The sequence below is a fragment of the Nitrospira sp. Vd2 genome (genome assembly GCF_979581665.1).
Window position 1 is genome coordinate 166,134 of sequence record NZ_CEFZSK010000037.1, and the last position, 21,460, is coordinate 187,593.

The window sequence follows — 21,460 nt, forward strand, 5'->3', positions numbered from 1 at the left end:
GAGCCACGACCCGATACGAGATGCCCTATTCTGTCAGAGCAGTGCATTGCGGGATTCTCGCAATATCGCTACACTGCCGAGCCTTATCAATCGCAACGGCAACCATGCATGCGCTGTTCGAGCGACTGAACCGACGCATCCTGACAAGGAGTCGCGATGACATCCCATGTCCGTCGATCCGAGACCGCTCTCGATCGCTATGTCAACGACAGCCGGCCTGAGTTCGAGCGACTACTGGCCGAGATGGTGGAAGTCCCGTCGGTCAGCATGGACCCGGCACACCACCGAGACGTGCGACGGATGGCGGCTCTCGCGGTTCAGGTCTTGTCTGAGATGGGAGCTCAGGCCGCTCTCGTCGAAACCAAGGGGAACCCGGTCGTCTCCGGCGGTTGGCAGCTCTTCTCTGATTTCCCTACGGTCACGATCTACAATCACTTGGACGTCCAGCCCGCTCAGGAGCCGGAATGGCGCCAGCCGCCGTTCGCCTTTCGACGGGCCGATGGCATCTACCATGGACGAGGAGCGACCGATGACAAGGGGCCGGCGCTGACCGCGCTCTTTGCGGCGCGATATGCCATCGAACACGGAATCGCCATCAATGTCCGGTTCGTGTGGGAACTCGAAGAGGAGATCGGCAGTCCAAACTTTGCGTCGGCCCTTGCCCCGTCAAACGGCATCCCACGGCCCGATTCGGTGCTGGTCTCCGATACGATTTGGGTGGCCAAAGATCGTCCGGCCATTCCCTATGGCCTTCGCGGGTTGCTGGCCCTCCGTCTCTCGCTCACCACCGCGGCCGTCCACGCGCATTCCGGGCTTACCGGCGGCGCCGCTCGAAATCCCTTGGCCGAACTCTGCGAAGTGGCCGCGGCCTGCCTGGACGCTCGGACCGGCAAGGTCAAAATTCCTGGCTTCTATGATGACGTCGTACAACCCACGCGAGCCGAGATACAGGATTTTTTGCGCTCGGGCTTCGACGTCCGGCGCTTCAAACAAGCATACGGCTTCCACGCGTTACGAACGACGGACCGCGAAGAGGTCCTTCGTCGCATTTGGGCCTCGCCGACATTCGAGGTCCACGGCCTGGTCGGCGGGTACAACGGCCCCGGGGTTAAAACGATCGTGCCCAGCGCCGGCGAGTTGAAGGTCAGCATGCGGCTGGTCCCCGATCAGCGGCCCGAGAAACTTTATGCCCTCGTCAAACGCTTCCTTGCCGAAAGGAATCGGGACGTCAAAGTGAGCGTCGATGGGATGCTGCAACCCTTCCGCGGGGTCTTCAGTGGGCCTTACTCCGAGGCGGCGCGACGAGCCGTGCGCGCGGGATTCGGAAAAGATCCCGCACTCATTCGAGAGGGGGGATCGATCGGCGCCGTGTCGATCATGCAGCGTGCGTGGAAAGTACCGATCCTCTTCATCGGACTCAGTCTCCCCGAACACGGCTATCATGCCCCGAACGAATACTTCGACTGGGGCCAGGCGGCAGGGGGCATCCGAACGTTCGTGGCCTATTTTAATGAGCTCGCGCAGATGAAGCGACCGTGATGGCACCCGTTTGCCGCGACACGGCAGCGTTGAGTGAGAATCGCTCTCGGGACAGGACGTTCGACGCTGGAGGGGCGGAGAAAATTCTTACCTGATAGGGCGGCGCGACTGCGGCTTCTGCCTGAGGACGGACTCGCTGACGAATTTCGGGGGAAGACCCGGGCGCCATGCTTCTTGGGGCCGCCGGCGATACCACCATTTGTCTTCTTCCAATTTCATTTGGTAGCGCTGTCCCCCGGGGTCGTTCCACTCAGGAAGCGACAAACCGTCGAGAAATTGAATGCGCGTGAACGGTTGCCGATCAAGTGTTTCGGTTACGTACTCGCCACAGACGATGCACAGAAAGCGGCCCGAATCAATGGAACCGATGCGCTCGCGATCATAGATGGGATGAAGACAGGGCGGCGAGCCCTTTTTACCCCATGCGTCACGCCGATCTTGCCCTTCGGACACCTGCATTGACCAGCCTCCAACCGCCTTAAGTGTACCGCATCCAAAGCCGGTTGGAGGCCGAACCATTACGCGGGCTTTTTGCGGAGTTATGCGGGCAGCGGGCGCGGACCTTTTTGAACACGCCCGCCAGCGTCGCAACGAGTTTATTGATGAGCCGAGTGGGACCGGTCGACAGCAGGGGCGTCGACCGGAGCTGAGGCGGCCATGAGGGGTTGAAAGCTGGGATCGGCTTCCACGACACCCTTGACGTTGTCATTCGACAGGAGAAAGCGCCACGAGTCAACCGACGCCCCGGGGACTCTTGAGAACCAATCCCTCGCTTCGGTCAACCGTTGGAGGATTGCCTGATTGTCACGACGAGGGTTGAAAAGCAGGCTATACGCCATGGTGTACGCGGCGACGAACTTATCCACCGGTCGTTCGGCAATCTGAAACGCCTCCTCAGCTTCCGCGTAGGCGGCCGTCACGTTCGGATCGTCGAGGATCCGATTCCACGCGACCTTGGCGATCCGCGACCAGGCAAGTTCCGTCAGCGCACGCGCCCGCAACGCGGTCTTGTGCGTCCCGGTCAGTTCCTTCACAACCGCCTCATGTGTGGCGATCGCGGTCAGTTGATCGTTGTTCCAGCGATAGACAATCCCCAACCTGATGCGATTTTCCAGGTCCTCAGGACGGATGGCGGCCAGCTTCTCCATTGCCGGTATGACACGGTACAAATAGTCGGCCGGCGTCGGGGCTGACAAGCCACCCATTTCCATCGTATTCGCGATGTCGACCCGCGTCGTTTGCGCATACGTATCCCAATACAGCTCATTGAAGCGGAGCGCGAGATCGGGATCTTTGACCGACATCTGATGGTGGCGGACACTCGCGCTGACCAAGGCATCATAGAGATCGTGCGTTAACAGCAGAAGCGCGTCGGGCTGCTGCGGGTCGATCATCAGCACACGGTTGAGCAGCGCAACGCGATCGCGAAGGTCGGGAAACTGCGAGGCGCGGCCGACCGAGGCGATCAAGAGCCCGGACACCTCAGTCGGCTGCCACCACTCGACGCTGTGTGAGACATACCCGCCGTGCTCGCTGACAAAAGGAATCGCTCCCCGAGGATCGCCCACCGCGCTGACGGGGAGATTCAGGACGGCGACATCGCCCGGAAAGCCGAATTTCTTCAATCCGCTCATTGCGACCCAGGCTACCGTCACCACCTTGATCGCCTTCGTCGGCCGTTTCACCGTGTTCGTCCACTGATACGTGCCGGGCGCATAAGCAATAGGCGAGAGCATCGCGTCTTTGTACACGATCCGCGTGGTGACTTTCGTGGCCGGTGCCGCGACGACCGCTTCTCCGCTGCGACCGGGGAAGGACGCCGCAGGAAGGGTTTTGCTGCCGGTGATCTCCACCTTCAGGCCCCCACCCGGCGGCGAGGTTCCAAGCTGCTCCATCACGAACGCGGACGGCGGATAGTGGCTCATGTCTTCGGTGAAGAAGACCAGCGCCCCCTTGCCGGGCCATACCGCATTCATCCCTTGATCCTGCCGTTCGACAGCGGCCGCATGAGCGGATTCCAGTTGCTGCCAGCACGATGTATAGAGTGGGTCGCTGTCCGCGGGATAGTCGGGACGCTGTCCCTTGGTCGCTCCTCGCATCCGATATTGACAGGCAAAGTCCAGACGGCCGGCTGCGACTCGGTCCCCCGCCGCGATCGCCTCGATGTACCGCTGCACGGCGGTGCTGGCCGCAGATGGCTTTCCAGCCGACGGCTTTGCGCTAGGTGACGCGGCGGCGCGTTTCGTGGCGGCAAGCGCTGCAGCGGACAAGCCAGGGACGGGCGCGAGCCACGCCGGCGCGATCAGCGTGAGACACAGCACGAGCGCGGCCGCCCACCGCATCGACCACCGTCCGCGGCGTTGATGGAACGATTCCATACTTCTATCCTCCCCAGTCGAGAAAGGCTGGTACTGTATCACGGCAGCATTCGCGGTTGAAAGACAGGTACCGGCTGCACCGCTACTCGACGCGTATCACCGCGCGCATTTCATGCCCGGGCATATCACAAAAAAACGGAAAGCTCCCGGCTCGTTCCGGCGTAAAGACGAGATCCGCCCGTCCTCCCGGCGGCACGATCACGCGCTTGAAGCCTCCGGGACCGAACTCGGGCGCACCGTTCCCGCCAATCGCGACACTGACGCCGTCGAGCAGGCCCACGGGTACGATGGCATGGAGTTCGGGATCGTTGTTCATCAATTCCAGACGCACCTTTCGCTTAATTGGAAGGACGACCGTAGCCGGCGCAAATTCTCTCCCTTGCATCGTAATGGTGATCGTGTCCGGCTCACCCGCACCCGTCGGCCAGGCGATCTCTGCGCCTGCCACGACGACGAGCCAGGCAAGCATCAGCGCAGTCCGCCATCGGGAGACCATGATGGATTGTACTGTAGGCGGGAGCGATGGGACCAGGTGCGGATGAGGTTGAAGTGGCGCGCGACCGGCGGGGGCGACGGAAGAGGATTACGCGCGTCCCAGCGTCTCGAGGATTCGTCGCCGAAGTTGGCTCTTCGTGGCCGGGGACAACCGCTTTCCTTCGGCGTGCCGGCACAAGAACACGGTCTGGCGTAGTGAGTCCAAGAAGACTTCGCACCGTGGGCACGCGCCGAGATGCCGGCGAATCTCTTTGCAGACGTCCCGGCTTAGCTCGTCGTCCAGGTACTCAGATAGATTCCGCAGGATCTTCAAGCAGCCGGCCTTCGTGTGGCGATGTGACGACTTCGGCTCAGTCATACGCTCCCCTGTCCTTGATCATACTCTCCTCCGGATCACCCGACGGGGACGGCCTTGGCGAGGCCTTTGGCGCTCAACTCCCGTCTGACAAACAACCGCGCGCGATGGAGCCGGGACTTCACTGCGCGCTCGTTCAACCCCATGATCTCACCGACCTCCTTCGCGGACAGACCTTCCATATCACGAAGGACGAGAACCACACGGTACTTCCGGGGCAACGCATGAATCGCCGCATTCAGCGCCCGCCGCAGTTGCTTGTTGGCCAATGCTTCTTCCGGCGTCAGCCCTGAGGCGGGAATTTGCAATCGTAACTCGCCGTCATCGGTGGGAATGAACTCATCGAGTGAAAGCTCGCGCTCGGGCTCACCCTTTCGGCGCCGACGCATGGCCATGCACGCGCGGATCGCAATTCGATACAACCACGTCGAGAGCTGGGCATCGCCGCGGAATTGCGCGAGTCCCCGGTAGGCATTCAGGAACGTCTCCTGGACCAGGTCGCGCGCATCCTCTTCGCCTCGGCACACCCGCTGGGCGAACCGATAGATTCGATCGGCGTGCTCGCGATAGACGTCGTCGAACACCTGATCCTTGTCCTCGAGCCGGGGTTCGACGGCGAGACGATCCTGAAGGCGCGCCATAGAAGCGAGCAGTATACGGGCGTGCGGGAAGGGGTGTCAAGGAAAGGGCGCGGTTGCTAACCGATGCTGCGCTAGGCGGGACCGGCCGAGCCCCGCCTAGCCGAACCGTTGAACTAACCTTTGGTGGGATCGAGCGTCGTCAGCAGATTCGCCAATTCGTCGGCATGCTCTTCTTCCTTGGCCAGGATACCTTCAAGCATGCGCCGGCTGGTCGGATCGTTGTCCCCGAGATAGCGAATCATGTCGGCGTAGCTGTCGATCGCGATGCGCTCGGCGATCAGATCCTCTCGAATCATGTCGACCAACGATTCGCCCTCGACGTATTCCGAATGGCTGCGCGACAGCAAGCCTTCGGGATTCAAATTGGGCGCGCCGCCGAGTTGGGTGATGCGTTCGGCAATTTCATCCGCATGGGCCTGCTCTTCCATCGCGTGCTGCTGAAATTCCGCGGCGACGGGCTCGGCATGAATCCCTCTCGCCATGTAGTGATGCCGCTTGTAGCGCAACACGCAGACCAGCTCCGTCGCCAGCGCCTCGTTGAGCAACTTCACGACCGTCTCCCGATCCGCCCGATAGCCCTCGGTCACCGCTCCCCGTTCCACGTGCTCTCGGGCTCTCCGCCGAATTTCCTGAACATCACTTACAAACGTGCCTTTCATTCTTGCCCCCTTGTTCGTTCGCCCACCTTTCAACCAATGGATTGGTATTCCTCACCGCGATTGTTCTCACCAGTCCCCTTCTATCCCTTCTTCTGCCAAGCAAAACTCGCGACGACGGCCGCGAGTTCCACTGGTTCCACGGGCTTCGGCACGTGCATTTGGAACCCTGCCGAGAGCGCACGCAGCCGATCTTCCGCCCGCGCGTACGCGGTCAACGCGACCGCGGGAATCCGCCCACCACGGTCCGGTTCCATGGCGCGGACCTTCTTGATGAGATCGTAGCCGTCTTCGCCGGGCATCCCGATGTCCGAGACCAGCACGTCGGCGTGCCACGTCTGCAACGTATCAATGGCATCTTTGGCCGACGCGGAGGCACGCACTTCCGCCCCGCACTGCGACAGGACCTCGACGAGCAGATCGCGCGTCTCCGATTCATCGTCCACGACCAAGACATTCAACCCGCGCAGCTTCGGGACCGCGCAGAGGTGTTCCCCTAATGCTCGTCCCGACTCTCCTTTTCCGTTCCCATCGGCAACCCGAATCCCCACGATCGGGAATCGCAACGTAAATGTGGCACCCTGCCCTTCGCCGGCACTCTGCGCTTCCACGGTGCCGCCGTGCATCTCGACGAGATGGCGCACGATTGCGAGACCGAGGCCGAGACCGCCATGGCTGCGCGTGATCGAGCTATCGCCCTGACGAAACAGGTCGAACATGTACGGTAGGAACTCGGGACTGATTCCCTGCCCGTTATCGGCGACCGACAGCCGCACATGTGAATCTTCGCGTTCTAGCGAGACATGGACGCGGCCGCCCCGCGGGGTAAACTTGATCGCGTTGGACAGCAAGTTCCAGACGATCTGCTGCAGGCGATCGGGATCGCCCGAAATCAAGCCGGCTTTCCAATCGAGAACCTTGTGAAGGCGGATATTTTTCGCATCGGCCGCGGGCCGGGCCGAATCCATCGCCGCCTCCACGATCGGCGCCAGTTCGACCGATCGAACATCCAGCCGGAGTTTCCCGGTGCTGATTCGGGAGATGTCGAGCAGATCTTCGATTAGATGCGCCTGAAACTTGGCGTTTCGTTCAATGCTCGCAAGCGCGCGCCGCGCCGTCGCCTCATCGAGACTGCCGCCTTGCAGCATCTGGGCCCACCCCAGGATGGCGGTCAACGGCGTGCGTAGTTCATGCGACACGGTTGCAAGGAACTCGTCTTTGAGGCGGTTGGCCTCCTGCGCGTCACTGTACAGACGGGCGTTGTCGAGCGCCAAGGCCGCGCGCCGCGCCACCTCCTCGGCAAGGTACTGGTCTTCGCGCTCGTACGGCCGTCTTGGTCCCGTCCTACCGAAGGTCAGCGTCCCAAGAGGTCGTGTGTGAGCGGCAAGCGGCACGATCATCACCGCCTCCGCGCCTAACGCTTGGTGGGCCGACAGAAAGCCGTCGTCCTCGGGAGCGACCTCTTCGATCGCCGTCACATGATTGAAGATGAGCGTTTCCTCCCGCCGATGAACCCGCATGACGGGATGTGAATCGGGAACCTTGTCGGGGACGAGGCGCTCCGCGATCGTCCCGAGGAGCCGCTCACGGTCGGGATCGCTGTGGGTCAACGCCACACGGCGAAACTGCCCGTTCCTCATCACCATGCTGACCAGACAGTAATCGGCGAGTGTCGGAACGATGAAGCGAGCCAGCCGCGTCAGCGTCTCATCAGAGTCGAGGGACGTGACCAGCACGCGCGTCGCGTCGGCCAGGAACGAGACCCGCTGCTGCGCGCGATGCGCCTCGGTCAAGGCCCGATCGCGAGCCCGCAAAAATTCATCCTTCGCCAGATTCGCTTCGGTCAGCTCTCGGGTACGCTCTTGGACGGTCCGCTCCAGTTCATTCGCATGGCGCGCCAGCGCCTCGCTTTGCTCGTCGACCTGCCGCTTGAGTTGCCGTGCCTGCACGGCGCGACGCAGCGAGGCAATAAAATGGTCCCGATCAATCGGCTTTTCAATGAAGTCATAGGCGCCGCCGCGAAGGGCCCGAATAGCCAAGTCCCGCTCACCATGGCCGGTCACGAGCAGCACGGGCACGTCAGGGCGGACGGCCCGCACCTTGCCGAGCAAGGTCAAACCGTCCATTTCAGGCATTTTGATGTCGGTCACAATTGCGTCGTAGTCGCACTGCTCGACCAGAACCAAGGCCTTTGTGCCGGAATCAGCCACATCGACCCGCGCTTCCGGCATTCGACCGCTGATCGTCTCGGGTAACGCTTCGAGGAGGGCCTGATCGTCGTCGACAATCAAGATATGCGAATCGCGAGAATGCATCCGGACGCACGACCTCCGTCGGAGAATCAAAGCAAAGAGCGGGCCGGTATGCGAGAAGCGGCCAAAACTCGACCAAGCCGCGTGCTATGGGTCGGCGCCTTTGCTAATCGGTTGCCGGTGAGCCTTTTTCTGGAGGCGCGGCAAGCAATAGCGGTGTCGGGACGCGTCCGGGGGAAGACCATGGATGGGCCGAGTCGAACATCTTGTCCTGATGGCGGAACAATCGTCCCTGAGTCGGCGAGCAGTCGTAGGAGTGGCGGTAAGTCGGCGTCGGTTGCTCGGCGTATCGGAAATCGTGCCGAGCGAACAGCGCAGACCTGGCGCAGCCCCGCAGGTGCGGCGCGCCGAGCGAGTCAAGGGAGCTTCGGAACGGAGATCTTGAGCGGCGCGCCCTTTAATGCCTGTAAAAAGGCCATCAGGTCCGCCTTTTCCTCTTGGCTCAAGCCCAATGGCTTCATCAAGGGGCTGAGATGAGGATTAGGTCCCCCACCCTTGTCTTTGAAGTCGATAACCTCTTCCAACGTCTTGAACACCCCGTCGTGCATGTACGGTGCGGTCTCAACCACACTCCTTAATGTCGGTGTCTTGAACGCGCCCTTATCCCGCTCACGGCGGCTCACGTTGTAGCGGCCGAGGTCCTCCTTGAGCAGCCCTTCCTGAGGTACGCCGAGGTTATGGAATTGGTTGTCGGTAAAGTTCGGCCCGTTGTGGCAGAGGATGCACCGCCCCTTGCCCTTGAAGATTTGCAATCCCCTCACCTGTGATTCGTTCATGGCCTGAGTATCGCCCATCGCATATTTGTCGAAGGCGGAATTGGCCGAGATGATCGTTCGTTCAAACGCGGCGATCGCCTCGGCAATACTCTGAAGGCTTACGTCCTTCCCGAAGACCGCGCGAAACTGCTTTTGGTAGCCGGGAACCTTCGCGATCTTCGGGACGACACTTTCATGTTGTTCGGCCATCTCGACGGGATTATGGATGGGGCCGATCGCCTGCTCCTCCAATGAGCCGGCCCGGCCGTCCCAGAATTGAAACGGCAGGAACGCGGCATTGTACACCGTCGGCGCCTGCCGACCGCCCGCCGTCCCAAACGCGCCGATCGAGAACTGGCGCGGATCGGCAAAGCCCGTGCCCGGATTATGACAGAAGGCACACGAAATGGAATTGTTCTTCGAAAGCCGCGTGTCGAAGTAGAGTTGACGTCCGAGCTCGACCTTCTGCACATAATTGAGGTTGGTCGGCGGCACCGGAACATACGCTGGAAGGGGACCGATGTCCGGGACGGTGACGCCGTCGATCGTCACCGTATCCGGCTCACCTGGAGCGACCGGCTCTTGGGCCATCAAATGATTTCCGACGAACGCAGCCAGGGATGCCATGAGGATACCTCCTGCGATCGTCCACACTCTCACCGGCATAGTCGACCTCCTCGCGAGTGATGTAGTGCTTCCAGCGTGTGCCACGAGCCTTATTTTTGCCTGACCAGAATGCGAATCGGCGCCCCTTCGAACCCATACTGCTCACGAAGCCGCTTTTCGAGATACCGGAGATACGTCTTACCGATCTCGCGAGGATGGCCGACGAAGAGCGCAAACGTCGGAGGCTTCGTCGCCACCTGCGTCATGAAGACGGACTTCACCGCTTTGGACGGCTTTCCCTTTTTCACCGGCAGTGGATGCTCCGCCACCACGGTTTGGATGAACTTGTTCAGGGCGCCCGTCGGCACGCGATAGCGCACGTGCGCCATGACGCGATCAATCTGCCGATAGAGGTGGTCGACCACGTCCGGCTTGACGGCCGAGCCGAAAAACACGGGTGCCCAGGTCAGGAAACGAAACCGGCGCCGCAACTCCGACTCATAGGTTTGTCGGGCTTTCGGATCTCCGGCTCGAAGATCCCATTTGTTGACGAACAAGATGCAGCCACGCCCCTGTTCCAGAATGAGACCGGCAATCTTCGTGTCCTGCTCGATGATGCCTTCGACGCCGTCGAGGATGAGCACGGCGAGATCGGCTCGCCCCATCGCCGTCACCGCCCGGGTCACGCTGTACTGCTCCACACCGTGCTCCACGCGTCCTCGTCGCCGAATGCCGGCGGTGTCGGTAAAGATGTACGGGTGGCCGTTACGCACGACCCTTGTATCAATTGGATCACGCGTCGTGCCCGGCACGTCACTGACGACCACACGGTCTTCACCGACGACCTGATTCACTAATGTCGATTTCCCCACATTCGGCCGTCCGACGATCGACACCCGCGTGACTTCCCCGGCATCGTCGTCGAACGACGCTGCAGGCAACAGCGGGTAGATGGCATCGAGCAATTCATCGACACCGAGACCATGTTCGGCCGAGATCGGATACAGCGGTTGCGCGCCGAGTTGATAGAAGTCGGCTACCAGACTCTCGGTCTTCGGCGTATCGACTTTGTTGATCGCATAGAGCACCGGCTTCCGGACCGGCCGGAGCAGATCAATGATTTCGCGGTCGGCGGCGGTGGCGCCCGCGCGCGCGTCCATCACGGCGATCAAGATGTCGGCTTCCGTGATGGCGAGTTGCGATTGTTGCCGGATCAAGGCGAGCATGCTGTCCGAGGAGGACGGATCCAGGCCGCCGGTATCGACCAGCCGAAAGGCCCGGCCTCGATGCTCGGCATCGGCATAGTTTCGGTCCCGAGTCACTCCCGGGACATCGTCGACGATTGCGCTGCGCTTGCCCAGGATACGGTTGAACAGGGTCGATTTCCCAACGTTGGGCCGGCCGACAATCGCGACGAGCGGCGGGGGACTGGTGAAGAGATCGGGCTCCATGAGGTCGATCCGAAGCTATCACACGGATTTTGAGAAAGACAAGAAACCGAGCCGAGCCGCAGAGCCGGGCCACGCCGCGGGCCGGTTGCTGCCATTGAAGCGTACGGCTGTTTGCTGTAGTGTCGCCGCGTGTTTGCGCGGCGGCCACAGGAGCGGAGGAACTGCTGACTGGGAAGTGCTTGATCGTCCGATCGTTGTTGATCACCGTGGTCGTCGGTGCGGTCGCAGTCCCCGCTGTGAATGCTCAGGAATCCAGTCACGACCTGCCACGCGAATGGTTTCCCGTCCGGCCCTTTAACTTTGACGTTGCCCTGCGCCAACAGACGTTTGCCCCGCACGATCGCGAAGTGACGATCCAAGCCGGTATCACACCGAGGAGTTTAAGACCGACCAGCACGCCTTCTTTTTGAATCCCCGCTGGAACAACTTTATCGATATCCTCGACTTCCCGAAGCGCCTCCCCATCAATCGGCTCATTCGGCATCTCCTGTTCGGTCCGCTGGAGGATCGGGCCGTGCCGTACGTCGGCGTCCTGGGCGGCGGTCTCACCCCGGGTCCCGCGCATACCGGGCTCGGGCACTTGTATGGCGGCCAAGTCGGCGTCCGGTTTCCGGTCGCACGGGCACTGTCGCTCGACCTCAGCCTGCAGTACTCGCGGTATGCGGTCAGTTTTCAGGGCCAGGGGCACGAGGCGCAGCAATGGGTTTTTCTGACGGGCATCCGGTTTTGAGGTGGGCCGCACGGGTCCGGCTCGTGAGGCTTTGCCTCGTCATCGTTGTGGCGCTGCTCAGCGGCTGCGGCTTGATCTTCGACGCCGTTCAGCTCGTGTGGCCGATCGCCAAGGACGAGGTCGATGCGATCTGTAGTCGCCGGCAAGTGCGAGTGGGCGTGGCGATCGAACCGTTCCGCCCCTTCGTCTTCCCAGCCATTTGGACCGACCAAGGACCACGGGTCACCGGTCTTGACGTCGAGTTGGTCCAAGAGCTGACGAGGAAGTTCAGCGACTACTGCGGGGAACGACCGGTCACTCCGGTGATCAATCTCGTCCGCTTCCATGACCTGTTCATTGAATTGAGTGAACGCAACATCGACCTCTTCGTCTCGGCCGTCAGCGCCAATCTCCCCTCGCCGACGCGTGCCGGGCTGGCGTACTCCATCCCGTACATTTCCGATGCGGGTCTCGGTGCCATCGCCAAAGATGCTGGTGCCGGAAACGCTTTTCGCCTGCTCGCCAGCGAGAGCCGGGCATCCAGGTCACGCGCTTCAGGGAATACGATCGCGGTGGCGGTGCAGGACGCCACGGCGGCTCACCTCTATGCCGTCACTCATCTCACGGGCGTGCGGCTCTTGGTATGCGATTCCCTTCCCGCCGCATTTGAGTCGCAAAGTCCTTCACCGGATGTCATTCTGGGCGCCCTCCCGATCGTCGATTTCCTCGTCAGAACCGTGCACGGCGACTGGCATGTCATCACACGCGACTCCGGCCGTCCGCTCTTGCTCACCCATGAGCAGTATGCCATCGTACTGGCCGAAGAGAGTTATCGGTTGCGGCAACTCGTCAACGATTGGTTGTTTGACCTCGAGCGCACGGGCCGGCTCGCGGCGATCCGAGCGCGATGGTTCGATGCGACCTATGCCTACCCGAGGCGGGCGGAATCCGAGGGATTGCCCTTCACGGTTGAGCAGGCCGCTCAACACTATGATCAAGGGCAGTGCCGCCAGGCGGAAGAGTGAGACCGATGTTCTTCATCCCTCTTCTCTTGCTCATCTGTGTGTTGGTTGCACCGGCGGCGGGTTATGCCGTCTCAGTACAGGAGGCCGAACGCACGGCGGACCTCCTCGCGGCCTTGTTGGATGCCGGCCGCATGGTCGTCGATCAGAACGAAGGCCTGATCGATGACCCACACAAGGGCCCGAAAGGGTTCACGCCGGACGTGTTCGGCCGGCAGGTGGCTGATAAGTTCGCGCGCCGGACCGGCATCGACCTTGGCCACATCCGCGCGGCGGCGGTTCCGACGCTTGCCAAGGAGCTCCTTCCCCTGTTGTTCGAAGCCGAGAAACAGGTCGTCGCCGATGCGCAGGTCATCATCAACCAACGCGGGATCGGCTACAAGAATTTTATCCCGGCCACGTTCGCGAGCCACGCGGTCACGAAGTTCTCGAATCGCTCCCAGGTGCGGTTGAAGCAAACGACCCTCAACCCTCGGAACGCCCCGGACGCGTACGAGACGGCCATCCTCAAAGCATGGACGGCCACTGGCGTCGGGATGGGAGGATCGATCGATAAACATAGCGAAACGATCGAGAACGATGGGCGCGTGCGGATCTTGATGCCACTCCGCTATCACCGTCACTGCCTCTCGTGCCACGGTGAGCCGGCAGGACAGCTCGACGTGTCGGGCTTCCCCAAAGAAGGCGATCTCGCGGGCGCGATCAGCATCACGATTCCGTTGGATCATCGGTGAACCCTGTCCTCCTAGTCTTGGCTGCGCGGGCCCGCCGCTCTTCATCAACCGTTTGGTATAATGGTGCCTTTCGCGGAGCCATGCATGGACTTGCAGATGAACGGCCGAGTGGATTGGGACCATATCGAGCATGTCCTGCTCGACATGGACGGCACGCTCCTCGACCGGCACTTCGACAACTTCTTTTTTGAAGAAGAGCTGCCGCGTCGCTATGCCGTGAAGCAGGGCCTGGACATGCAGGAGGCGAAAGCACAATTGTTCGCCCTGTACCGGGCGGCGGAAGGCGAACTCGCGTGGACCGACCTGTACTATTGGACACGGACGTTGGGCATCGACGTCGTCGAGATGACCAAAGAGCTGGATCACATGATCGGGTTCCTGCCGGGAGCCGAGGAGTTTCTCCGTCACGTGCGCAAGCTCGGGAAGGCCATCGTGCTCGTGACGAACGCGCATGCGGCCGGCGTGGAAATCAAGGTGGCGCGGACCGGGCTGGACAGTCACGTCGATCGGATTGTCAATGCGTTCGAGGTAGGCTATTTAAAGATGCGGCCGGAATACTGGCCGACCTGTCAACGACTGCTCGGCTTCGACCCCAAGCGGACGTTATACGTCGACGACGATGAAGGCTGTCTCGATGCGGCGCGGCAGTTCGGGCTCGGCTACATTTACCACAGCGCAAAATCCAGCTCGCAACTCCCGCCGCAACCCTCCGTCACCTACCATTCAGTCGACACGCTGCTCGGCCTGCTGCCGTTGGAATAACCCCAAGCAGCGCACCCACGTGGCCTCGTTCAGCTCAGGCGTTCCGGGCGCCACTGAAGACCGAGCGTGAGAATCCGCTGAATGAGCGCTTTGTACGAGACGCCGGCGGCCTTGGCCGACTCCGCAAAATCTTCATCGCGCGCGATCTGGGGATTGGGGTTCGCCTCCAACACGTAGATCTTCCCGTCCTTGTCCATCCGCAGGTCGATGCGCGCGTAGCCGCTCAAGTCGAGCGCGCGATAGACGCGTCGGCACAGGTGCTGGATGCGTTGCTTGGCCTCCTCGCCCAAGTCCTTCACTTCCGCCGTTTTGATTCCACACTTTTGTTGATACTTGACGCTCCACTTCACGCGCTCGGTCGCAATGTGATGAGCGCCGTTCGGCATGTTCGTAAACTGCATTTCCCACACCGGGAAGACGCGCAGGCGGTGATTGCCGATGACCCCGACGTACAATTCTCGGCCTTCGATGAATCGCTCGACGAGCGCATCGGTGCCGACACTGTCGTGGATGAACGCGACGCGCTCCGCCAGCTTCTCCTCGTTCTCGACGACGGAGGCTTGAGAGATGCCGAGCGACGCTTCTTCCGTGAGCGATTTGACGATCACCGGGAAAGGGAGATGTTTGGGTAGCCGGGCGCGCTGGCCTTTCTTGATCACGGTAAACTCGGGCACCGGGATCCGGTGGTAGGCCAGCAGCTTCTTCGAGAGCGCCTTGTCGCGCGCGAGCATGAGGCCCCGGGAATTGCTGCCGGTGTACGGCATCCGCAGCATCTCGAGGAAGCTCACGATGTTGTAGTCAAAAGTTGCGACGTTATCGAACGCTTCGAGGAGATTGAAGACGATGTCCGGCTCCCAGTCGGAAATCGTTCGCCGCGCCTCGGAGAGATCGTCGTGCAGGCCGAGCGCTTTGACCTCATGGCCCAGCCGCTCAAGCGTGCTGACGACGTGGTATTCGGTCTTCCAGTCGGCCTGTTCCGCATCCGAGGCGGACGCGCCGGCCGGCGGCACGAGGTGCGTATGCACCAGGACGAGGACACGCAGCGGCTTCATAGCGCCAGCTTGTATCCTCCCGTATTCACTTGATTCATCGCATGGACGGTGAGCAGGATCGCGAACTCGAGCTTCGCCTGCTCCTCCGGCATAACCAGACGCAGGTCGAGCTGCTGGCAGCGCGCAATGATGTCTTCGAACACTTGATCGATCGTGTATTGATAAAGCCCCGTCCAGCCGGCCACGAGTCGTCGGACGGGTTTACGGATGCGGGCGAGGAACCGAACCGCGGTGGGACGATCCGTGTGGCCGTCGGGATCGGCGAACACCCGCCTGAGGTCCCGGTCGTAGAACGCGGCCCGACCAACTCCATAGTGTTGTCGCTTTTTCTTGTAATGTTGCCGCAACGTCTTTCGCAGCCGACGCAGCGGATCGACCTGTTCCTGCGACACCACCACGGGCGGCCGGCCGGCCAACGACCGCATCAAGCGGTCCACGTACCGAAGCTTCTTCAAGACCGGATAACCGGCATAGCGACGTGCCCAGTCGGAACCTGGCGTGAGCCAAACGGCGAAGGTTTCGGCGAAGTCCTCGTCAGGATGGCTTTGGGCGTACCACGACCCAAGATGCTCCACGTAGCTCTTACTGTACGGCTTGAACGCGTAATGATCGGGATACGGGACCGAGGAGCGTCCAAAGAGCTGTTGCCGGCTCCGTCGCCGGCGCAGGCCGAAGGCGTTCTCGATCGCATGCCCCGCCTCGTGACGCAGAATTTTCATGCACCACTCCGGCGTGCCGCCCTCCACTTCGAGCATTTGGTTCAGCTCGAGCTTGGCAAGCCGCGGATGAGCGAGGTAAAAGGGGATCGCGATGCCGGGCACGCCATCGGGCGAGAACCATTCATCGGACAGCCAGCAGTGGGGGCGAAAGGCTAATTGACTGGCTTCCAGCTCCCGGTAGAGCTGCGCGATCCGATCTTCAAGCACGCTGCCTTCGATCGTGACGTGGAGGTCGCAGAGGCGGAGGTCGAGGAGACGATCGTCGGGCCAATCCACCCATTCGGGCTGCGACGCCTCGGTGCGTTCGGTGGAGGGTTCGCTCTGTTTGTCCGCGCTCATCTTGACTTCGGCTTTAACGAAGTCAAGTATAGCAAAGGCTTCTACGTAGCGTCTCGCGCCGGTCGATTTCAGTGCCGGGACGGACGGGCGATGCCGCGGTACATCTCGCCCGCGATCCGCGGCACGCCGTCCATGACGAATCGATGGAGCTCATCGAAGGAGAAGCCCGCGTCCCGGATCAGGCGGTCGATCGGTCGATTGAGATTGCAGCCGCAGACGAAGAAGCGTTGGAACGGATTGAGGCGGGTCTGCCATTTGGCGATTGTCGCGTCATCGCTTAACCCGTGCTCAAGGAACACGAACCGGCCATCGGGTTTCAACACGCGCTGCACTTCACGCAGAGCGGCCGACACATCGGCAATCGTGCAGAGCGTCCAGGTACTGACGACATAGTCGAACCGGCCATCCTCCCACGGCAACCGTTCGGCTCGCTCATGGAGCACTTCCACCGGCATCGCCGCGTGGATCGTACGTTCCGCCACACGGTTGGGCAGAAAATTGCCCGGCTCGATTGCGCTCAGCCACGTCAGGGTGTTCGGATAGTGCGGCAGGTTCAGCCCCGTGCCAAAGCCGATCTCCAACACGCGCCCAGATACCTTCTCCAGCGCCTGCTGCCGGAGCGGGTGGAACCCCGGGCGGCTCATGACCCAGTCCATCATGCGCGGGAAAATGAAATCGGCATACAGACCCATGATTAGTCCACCTGGTCCCCATGCTCACTTGAAGCTGTGCCCACCAATCCCACTGAGCGTAATCATCTGTCAAGCTGGGCCGCGGATCATAGCATTCTTTGCCTGATGGATTGAATCTGGATGAGGCACCTGCTTTCTCGCCGCACATGTTTTTTTCGGCTTCTAGGGGTAAGATAAACCGTGCGCGACAAGATCGTGAGCCGCCGTTGTCTCAAACACACGCTCGCCGAGCATCGCGCGCGCGGCCAGCGGATCGTCTTTACCAACGGCTGCTTCGACTTGATGCATGTCGGGCACGTTCGCTACCTTGCCGCGGCGCGGGCGCTTGGCGATGTGCTGGTGGTCGGGGTGAACACGGATGCCTCCGTGCACGCGCTCGAGAAGGCCCCGGGCCGTCCCATCGTGCCCGACGCGCAGCGCGCCGAGGTGCTTGCCGCGCTTGAATCTGTCGATTACGTCGTGCTCTTCGATGAACCCGATCCCGGCCCGTTGATCGCCGAGCTCCAGCCGGACGTGCTCGTCAAGGGCGGCGACTGGCCGCAGGATAAAATTATCGGTCGCGAGGTCGTCGAAGGCCGCGGTGGTCTCGTCACAACGATCCCGTTGGTCCCCGGGGTATCGACGACGATCTTGGTCGAAAAGATTAAATCGATTAAATCATCGTAGCGAGGTTATTTGGGAACTGTTCGGAAATCCCGAGCCTGCTCTGCCGTAGCGAAACGTATCCGTGCCCCGTTGATGTTGGCCGAATAACGATTCACAATTCACGGCGATCCGTGTCCACACCGCCTCATCTCCTCCAGTATTGGGATCAGCTCCTCCGGCCGCTGCGCGATCGGCTGTTCATTGGCCAAGGCCGGGGGCTTCTCACCGGCGCGCACGGATCCATGCCGGCATTCGCGGTCACGGCGCTATGGCGATCAAGCGAGCGCTCGGCGCTGATTATCGCCGCAACCGATGAAGCGGCCGAGCAGTTCTATGAGGACCTGTGTTTTTTTCACGGTCTCCTCGGCGTCGCGTCCGAGGCGATCACGCTGTTTCCGGAATGGGAGACGCTGCCGTACGAAGCGACCGCGCCCCCGCCGGAACTCATCGCCCGACGGATGCGGGCCTTGTCCCGCCTGTCACAAGGCCAGCGGACGATCCTGGTCGCGTCCGTCCCCGCGCTTCTGCAGCGGTTGCTGCCCCTGTCGGTCTTCACGTCCGCCTGCCTGCGTCTGAAGCCGGGCGAGACCATCGAGCGCGAGGTGCTCGTATCCCGGTTGCTGCGTCTCGGCTACAAGCGCGGGTCGGTCGTCGAAATCCCCGGCGAGTTCAGTGTGCGGGGAGGGATTGTCGACGTCTTCTCGACCGCGTACGATGATCCGCTTCGGCTCGAATTGCTCGGCGACACGATTGAATCGGTCCGGCTATTTGATCCCGCCACGCAGCAGTCGGTGGAGAAGCTCTCTCAAGCGTCGGTCTTACCGGCGCGGGAGGTGATCTACCCGGAAGGCAGCGCCGAGGCGCTGGGGCCCATCGCATCCGACGCCGAGTGGCGCAGTCCGAGCCTCTATCCGACCATGGCGACCCTAACCGATTATTTTCGGCAGCCGCCCGTAGTCGTCTTCAATCAGCCGGACCTCATCAAGACCCGCGCCGCCGAGTTCGTCGATGAAGCCGCGGATGCCTACTTGCGGCTCGGCAAGGCAGCCGACGAAAAGGGCTATGTATCGCCCGAGCAGCTCTATGCCGATTGGACCGAATTGACGACGGGCCTCGCGCGGTGGTCTTGCCTGACGATCGACCCGCTCGCGTCATCGTCCGAAGCCCCCGAGGCCGCCGTCGCCTTTCCCGCTCAGTCCCCAGCGTCGTTCGGACTTGCCCAGCGCGGTACACCGTTCCTCGAAACGCTCCAGCGGCTCACTCAATTGCGCGAGGCCGGTCCCGTCATCATCGTCGCGCGCTCCCGCGGCCAGGTCGATCGGCTGTTGGCGCTCTTCGCGGAACAAGATCTGCCCGCGGTCCCGTGGACGGCCGACAATTGGCGCGGCTCACCCGGGAAGCCGCCGTTTTTCATCCTCCAAGGCACGCTTTCCACCGGATTCGTCTCGACGGACGGTCGGCTCACGGTTATCACCGAGGAAGAGCTCTTTGCGAAGGGCATGCGCCATAGACCCGCGCAGAAGAGCAAGACGGCGACCTTCCTGTCCTCGCTGGATGATTTGAATCCCGGCGACTTCGTCGTTCACGTCCAGCATGGGATCGCGCGATACGAAGGGCTGAAGCGCCTGTCGGTGCAAGGCTTTGAAAGTGACTATCTGATCTTACAGTTCGCGGGCGGCGACACCCTGTACGTGCCGCTCGATCGGCTGAATCAGGTCCAACGGTACAAGGGCGCCGAAGGCCACGTGCCGAAGCTCGACAAGCTCGGCGGCACGAGTTGGGAGCGGACACGCTCTCGGGTGAAGAAGAGCATCGAGGAGATGGCGCACGAGCTCGTGGAACTCTATGCGAGCCGGGAGGTCGTGCAGCGGCGTGAGTACGGCGACGACACGACCCTCTACCATGCGTTCGAGGCGGCGTTCGAGTACGAGGAGACGCCCGATCAGATCAAGGCGATCGAGGACATCAAGCGGGATCTTGCCTCATCAAAGCCGATGGATCGTCTGGTCTGCGGAGACGTGGGCTACGGCAAGACCGAGGTCGCCATGCGCGCCGCGTTCAAAGCCGTGGAGCACAACCGGCAGGTGGCCGTGCTCGTCCCGACCACGCTCCTCGCGCAGCAGCACTACGATAACTTCGCACAGCGCTTCGGGCCATTCCCGATCCGGGTCGTGATGCTGTCCCGATTTCAAACGGCCAAAGAGGCCAAGGCGGTGGCGAAAGACCTGGCGGACGGGGCGATCGACATCATCATCGGGACGCACCGCCTGCTGCAGAAGGACATCGTCTTTCGAAACCTCGGCCTCGTCATCATCGATGAGGAACAGTGGTTCGGCGTGCGACACAAGGAGCGGCTCAAGCAACTGCGGACGCAAGTCGACGTCCTGACCCTCACCGCGACCCCGATTCCCCGCACCCTGCAAATGGCCATGTCGGGGGTCCGAGAGCTCTCGGTGATCGAGACGCCGCCGGCCGGTCGCCTGGCGATCCGGACCCACGTGATGCGGTTCAACGAAGACACCGTCCGGGAAGCGATCGTGCGGGAACTGGGACGGGGCGGGCAGGTCTATTTCGTTCACAACCGTGTGCAGAGCTTGGAGCAGATGGGGACGTGGCTGCAGGGACTCGTCCCGGAGGCTCGGATCGTGATGGCGCACGGCCAGATGAACGAACGTGTGCTCGAAGGCGTCATGCTGAAGTTTTTGAAGCACGAGGCCGATGTCTTGGTTTCATCGGCCATCATCCAGTCTGGCCTCGACGTGCCGAACGCCAATACGATTCTGGTGAACAGGGCGGATACGTTCGGCCTCTCGCAACTGTATCAACTGCGCGGCCGGGTCGGGCGGTCCGGGCAACAGGCCTATGCTTATTTTTTCACGGGCGACGAAGGCACGCTGTCGACCGATGCCCAGAAGCGACTCCTGGCGATTCAGGAATTCACCGAGCTGGGCTCCGGCTTTCGCATCGCGGCCGCCGATTTGGAAATCCGCGGCGCCGGGAACTTCTTGGGCAGGCAGCAGTCGGGCCATATTGCGGCGATCGGCCTCGATCTCTACCTTCAAATGGTCGAGCAAGCCGTCCAGCACATCAAAGGGACCGTGGTCGAGGAGGAGCTGGACCCCACTCTCAATCTCAACGTCTCCGCGTTTATCCCGGAGGACTATGTTCCCGATCCCCACCAGCGGCTGTCCTTGTACAAGCGCCTGACGTCCAGTCGCCAGGTCGGCGATCTAGCTCTCTTGAATGGAGAGATCCAAGACCGCTATGGTCCGCTGCCCGAACCGGTGGAACGGTTGTTCGAGGTCATGCAACTTCGCATTCTCGCGAAATCGCTGCGGCTGGCGTCGCTTCACTTAAAAGACAGCACCGCGACCCTCTCATTGGACCCTAAAGCCGTCCTCCCCGAAGCGGGAATCCGCTCCCTCATGGACCGTTACCGCGGCCGATTCAAGCTCGTCTCCCCGCTCTCCTTCGACCTGCAACTCACGCAGCAGGAGTGGGCAGGCCAAGCTCCGGAACTCACCGCTGCCTTGCAAATACTGGCATCCTGTGGTACCAACAAATCCGGGGTCGCTGGCAGCCGATAGAGAGGGTGTAC

Annotated in this window: 19 protein-coding genes; 7 read left to right on the forward strand and 12 right to left on the reverse strand. The window is 61.7% G+C overall.

The genetic code is table 11. The annotated features are described in order from the left end of the window. Window positions 1–156: 156 nt before the first annotated feature. Window positions 157–1,539 carry a M20/M25/M40 family metallo-hydrolase gene (locus AC1U7K_RS14290; RefSeq protein WP_480252131.1) on the forward strand — a complete coding sequence of 461 codons (1,383 nt, stop codon included), beginning with the start codon at window positions 157–159 and terminating at the stop codon, window positions 1,537–1,539. Between the two features lie 87 nt (window positions 1,540–1,626). Here AC1U7K_RS14290 and AC1U7K_RS14295 read toward each other — a convergent pair whose 3' ends face one another. From AC1U7K_RS14295 to der, 9 genes are all read right to left on the reverse strand, one after another. Next, window positions 1,627–1,998 carry a hypothetical protein gene (locus tag AC1U7K_RS14295; protein WP_480252133.1) on the reverse strand — a complete coding sequence of 124 codons (372 nt, stop codon included), beginning with the start codon at window positions 1,996–1,998 and terminating at the stop codon, window positions 1,627–1,629. A gap of 137 nt (window positions 1,999–2,135) precedes the next feature. Further along, entirely contained in the window at window positions 2,136–3,917 is a 1,782-nt protein-coding gene (locus AC1U7K_RS14300) for a hypothetical protein (RefSeq protein ID WP_480252134.1), read from the reverse strand. An 82-nt stretch (window positions 3,918–3,999) separates the two neighbouring features. After that, window positions 4,000–4,386, reverse strand: coding sequence for a cupredoxin domain-containing protein (locus AC1U7K_RS14305; RefSeq protein WP_480252135.1), 387 nt, complete (start codon window positions 4,384–4,386; stop codon window positions 4,000–4,002). 114 nt (window positions 4,387–4,500) lie between these two features. Then, entirely contained in the window at window positions 4,501–4,770 is a 270-nt protein-coding gene (locus AC1U7K_RS14310) for an anti-sigma factor family protein (protein WP_480252136.1), read from the reverse strand. Between the two features lie 35 nt (window positions 4,771–4,805). After that, window positions 4,806–5,408, reverse strand: a complete 603-nt coding sequence (locus tag AC1U7K_RS14315; RefSeq protein WP_480252138.1) for an RNA polymerase sigma factor — start codon at window positions 5,406–5,408, stop codon at window positions 4,806–4,808. Window positions 5,409–5,521: 113 nt separating this feature from the next. Further along, window positions 5,522–6,067, reverse strand: coding sequence for a ferritin-like domain-containing protein (locus tag AC1U7K_RS14320; protein WP_480252139.1), 546 nt, complete (start codon window positions 6,065–6,067; stop codon window positions 5,522–5,524). 80 nt (window positions 6,068–6,147) lie between these two features. Further along, the gene (locus AC1U7K_RS14325) at window positions 6,148–8,379 is read right to left on the reverse strand and encodes a response regulator (protein WP_480252140.1); all 2,232 of its coding nucleotides are present in this window, start codon (window positions 8,377–8,379) and stop codon (window positions 6,148–6,150) included. Between the two features lie 353 nt (window positions 8,380–8,732). Continuing rightward, window positions 8,733–9,797 (reverse strand): cytochrome-c peroxidase, encoded by a 1,065-nt coding sequence (locus tag AC1U7K_RS14330; RefSeq protein ID WP_480252141.1) that lies wholly within the window; start codon window positions 9,795–9,797, stop codon window positions 8,733–8,735. A 50-nt stretch (window positions 9,798–9,847) separates the two neighbouring features. Then, on the reverse strand, window positions 9,848–11,188 hold the full coding sequence (gene der / locus AC1U7K_RS14335; protein ID WP_480252142.1) for a ribosome biogenesis GTPase Der: 1,341 nt from the start codon (window positions 11,186–11,188) through the stop codon (window positions 9,848–9,850). A gap of 406 nt (window positions 11,189–11,594) precedes the next feature. Here der and AC1U7K_RS14340 point away from each other — a divergent pair, with 406 nt between their 5' ends. The 4 genes from AC1U7K_RS14340 (at window position 11,595) to AC1U7K_RS14355 (ending at window position 14,415) form a co-directional block, all read left to right on the forward strand. Continuing rightward, window positions 11,595–11,918 carry a hypothetical protein gene (locus AC1U7K_RS14340; protein ID WP_480252143.1) on the forward strand — a complete coding sequence of 108 codons (324 nt, stop codon included), beginning with the start codon at window positions 11,595–11,597 and terminating at the stop codon, window positions 11,916–11,918. Then, on the forward strand, window positions 11,888–12,922 hold the full coding sequence (locus AC1U7K_RS14345) for a transporter substrate-binding domain-containing protein (protein WP_480252144.1): 1,035 nt from the start codon (window positions 11,888–11,890) through the stop codon (window positions 12,920–12,922). The genes AC1U7K_RS14340 and AC1U7K_RS14345 overlap by 31 nt, the downstream gene beginning before the upstream one ends. Window positions 12,923–12,927: 5 nt before the next feature. After that, a complete protein-coding gene (locus AC1U7K_RS14350) occupies window positions 12,928–13,653 on the forward strand; it encodes a Tll0287-like domain-containing protein (protein ID WP_480252202.1) in 726 nt (241 codons plus the stop codon). A gap of 84 nt (window positions 13,654–13,737) precedes the next feature. Further along, the gene (locus AC1U7K_RS14355) at window positions 13,738–14,415 is read left to right on the forward strand and encodes an HAD-IA family hydrolase (RefSeq protein WP_480252145.1); all 678 of its coding nucleotides are present in this window, start codon (window positions 13,738–13,740) and stop codon (window positions 14,413–14,415) included. 29 nt (window positions 14,416–14,444) lie between these two features. On the opposite strand, the gene AC1U7K_RS14360 is transcribed toward AC1U7K_RS14355, so the two are convergent. The 3 genes from AC1U7K_RS14360 to AC1U7K_RS14370 all read right to left on the reverse strand — a co-directional run bounded on the left by AC1U7K_RS14360 (window position 14,445) and on the right by AC1U7K_RS14370 (window position 17,217). After that, entirely contained in the window at window positions 14,445–15,467 is a 1,023-nt protein-coding gene (locus tag AC1U7K_RS14360) for a D-alanine--D-alanine ligase family protein (RefSeq protein WP_480252146.1), read from the reverse strand. Continuing rightward, the gene (locus AC1U7K_RS14365; RefSeq protein ID WP_480252147.1) at window positions 15,464–16,525 is read right to left on the reverse strand and encodes a putative zinc-binding metallopeptidase; all 1,062 of its coding nucleotides are present in this window, start codon (window positions 16,523–16,525) and stop codon (window positions 15,464–15,466) included. Before AC1U7K_RS14365 ends, AC1U7K_RS14360 begins: the two co-directional genes overlap by 4 nt. A gap of 68 nt (window positions 16,526–16,593) precedes the next feature. Continuing rightward, window positions 16,594–17,217 carry a class I SAM-dependent methyltransferase gene (locus AC1U7K_RS14370; RefSeq protein WP_480252148.1) on the reverse strand — a complete coding sequence of 208 codons (624 nt, stop codon included), beginning with the start codon at window positions 17,215–17,217 and terminating at the stop codon, window positions 16,594–16,596. Window positions 17,218–17,397: 180 nt separating this feature from the next. On the opposite strand from AC1U7K_RS14370, the gene rfaE2 reads away from it, so the two are divergent. Further along, window positions 17,398–17,883 (forward strand): D-glycero-beta-D-manno-heptose 1-phosphate adenylyltransferase, encoded by a 486-nt coding sequence (gene rfaE2 / locus AC1U7K_RS14375; protein ID WP_480252149.1) that lies wholly within the window; start codon window positions 17,398–17,400, stop codon window positions 17,881–17,883. A 110-nt stretch (window positions 17,884–17,993) separates the two neighbouring features. Further along, window positions 17,994–21,449, forward strand: a complete 3,456-nt coding sequence (mfd, locus tag AC1U7K_RS14380; protein ID WP_480252150.1) for a transcription-repair coupling factor — start codon at window positions 17,994–17,996, stop codon at window positions 21,447–21,449. Window positions 21,450–21,460: the final 11 nt, after the last annotated feature.

Bases quoted from the DNA above. Each gene is read 5' to 3' on its own strand.
- AC1U7K_RS14295 (WP_480252133.1), bottom strand. From the start codon at position 1,998: ATGCAGGTGTCCGAAGGGCAAGATCGGCGTGACGCATGGGGTAAAAAG.
- AC1U7K_RS14310 (WP_480252136.1), bottom strand. From the start codon at position 4,770: ATGACTGAGCCGAAGTCGTCACATCGCCACACGAAGGCCGGCTGCTTG.
- AC1U7K_RS14360 (WP_480252146.1), bottom strand. From the start codon at position 15,467: ATGAAGCCGCTGCGTGTCCTCGTCCTGGTGCATACGCACCTCGTGCCG.
- AC1U7K_RS14315 (WP_480252138.1), bottom strand. From the start codon at position 5,408: ATGGCGCGCCTTCAGGATCGTCTCGCCGTCGAACCCCGGCTCGAGGAC.
- AC1U7K_RS14370 (WP_480252148.1), bottom strand. From the start codon at position 17,217: ATGGGTCTGTATGCCGATTTCATTTTCCCGCGCATGATGGACTGGGTC.
- AC1U7K_RS14330 (WP_480252141.1), bottom strand. From the start codon at position 9,797: ATGCCGGTGAGAGTGTGGACGATCGCAGGAGGTATCCTCATGGCATCC.
- AC1U7K_RS14320 (WP_480252139.1), bottom strand. From the start codon at position 6,067: ATGAAAGGCACGTTTGTAAGTGATGTTCAGGAAATTCGGCGGAGAGCC.
- AC1U7K_RS14365 (WP_480252147.1), bottom strand. From the start codon at position 16,525: ATGAGCGCGGACAAACAGAGCGAACCCTCCACCGAACGCACCGAGGCG.
- der (WP_480252142.1), bottom strand. From the start codon at position 11,188: ATGGAGCCCGATCTCTTCACCAGTCCCCCGCCGCTCGTCGCGATTGTC.
- AC1U7K_RS14355 (WP_480252145.1), top strand. From the start codon at position 13,738: ATGGACTTGCAGATGAACGGCCGAGTGGATTGGGACCATATCGAGCAT.
- AC1U7K_RS14290 (WP_480252131.1), top strand. From the start codon at position 157: ATGACATCCCATGTCCGTCGATCCGAGACCGCTCTCGATCGCTATGTC.
- AC1U7K_RS14350 (WP_480252202.1), top strand. From the start codon at position 12,928: ATGTTCTTCATCCCTCTTCTCTTGCTCATCTGTGTGTTGGTTGCACCG.
- AC1U7K_RS14300 (WP_480252134.1), bottom strand. From the start codon at position 3,917: ATGGAATCGTTCCATCAACGCCGCGGACGGTGGTCGATGCGGTGGGCG.
- AC1U7K_RS14305 (WP_480252135.1), bottom strand. From the start codon at position 4,386: ATGCTTGCCTGGCTCGTCGTCGTGGCAGGCGCAGAGATCGCCTGGCCG.
- AC1U7K_RS14325 (WP_480252140.1), bottom strand. From the start codon at position 8,379: ATGCATTCTCGCGATTCGCATATCTTGATTGTCGACGACGATCAGGCC.
- AC1U7K_RS14345 (WP_480252144.1), top strand. From the start codon at position 11,888: ATGGGTTTTTCTGACGGGCATCCGGTTTTGAGGTGGGCCGCACGGGTC.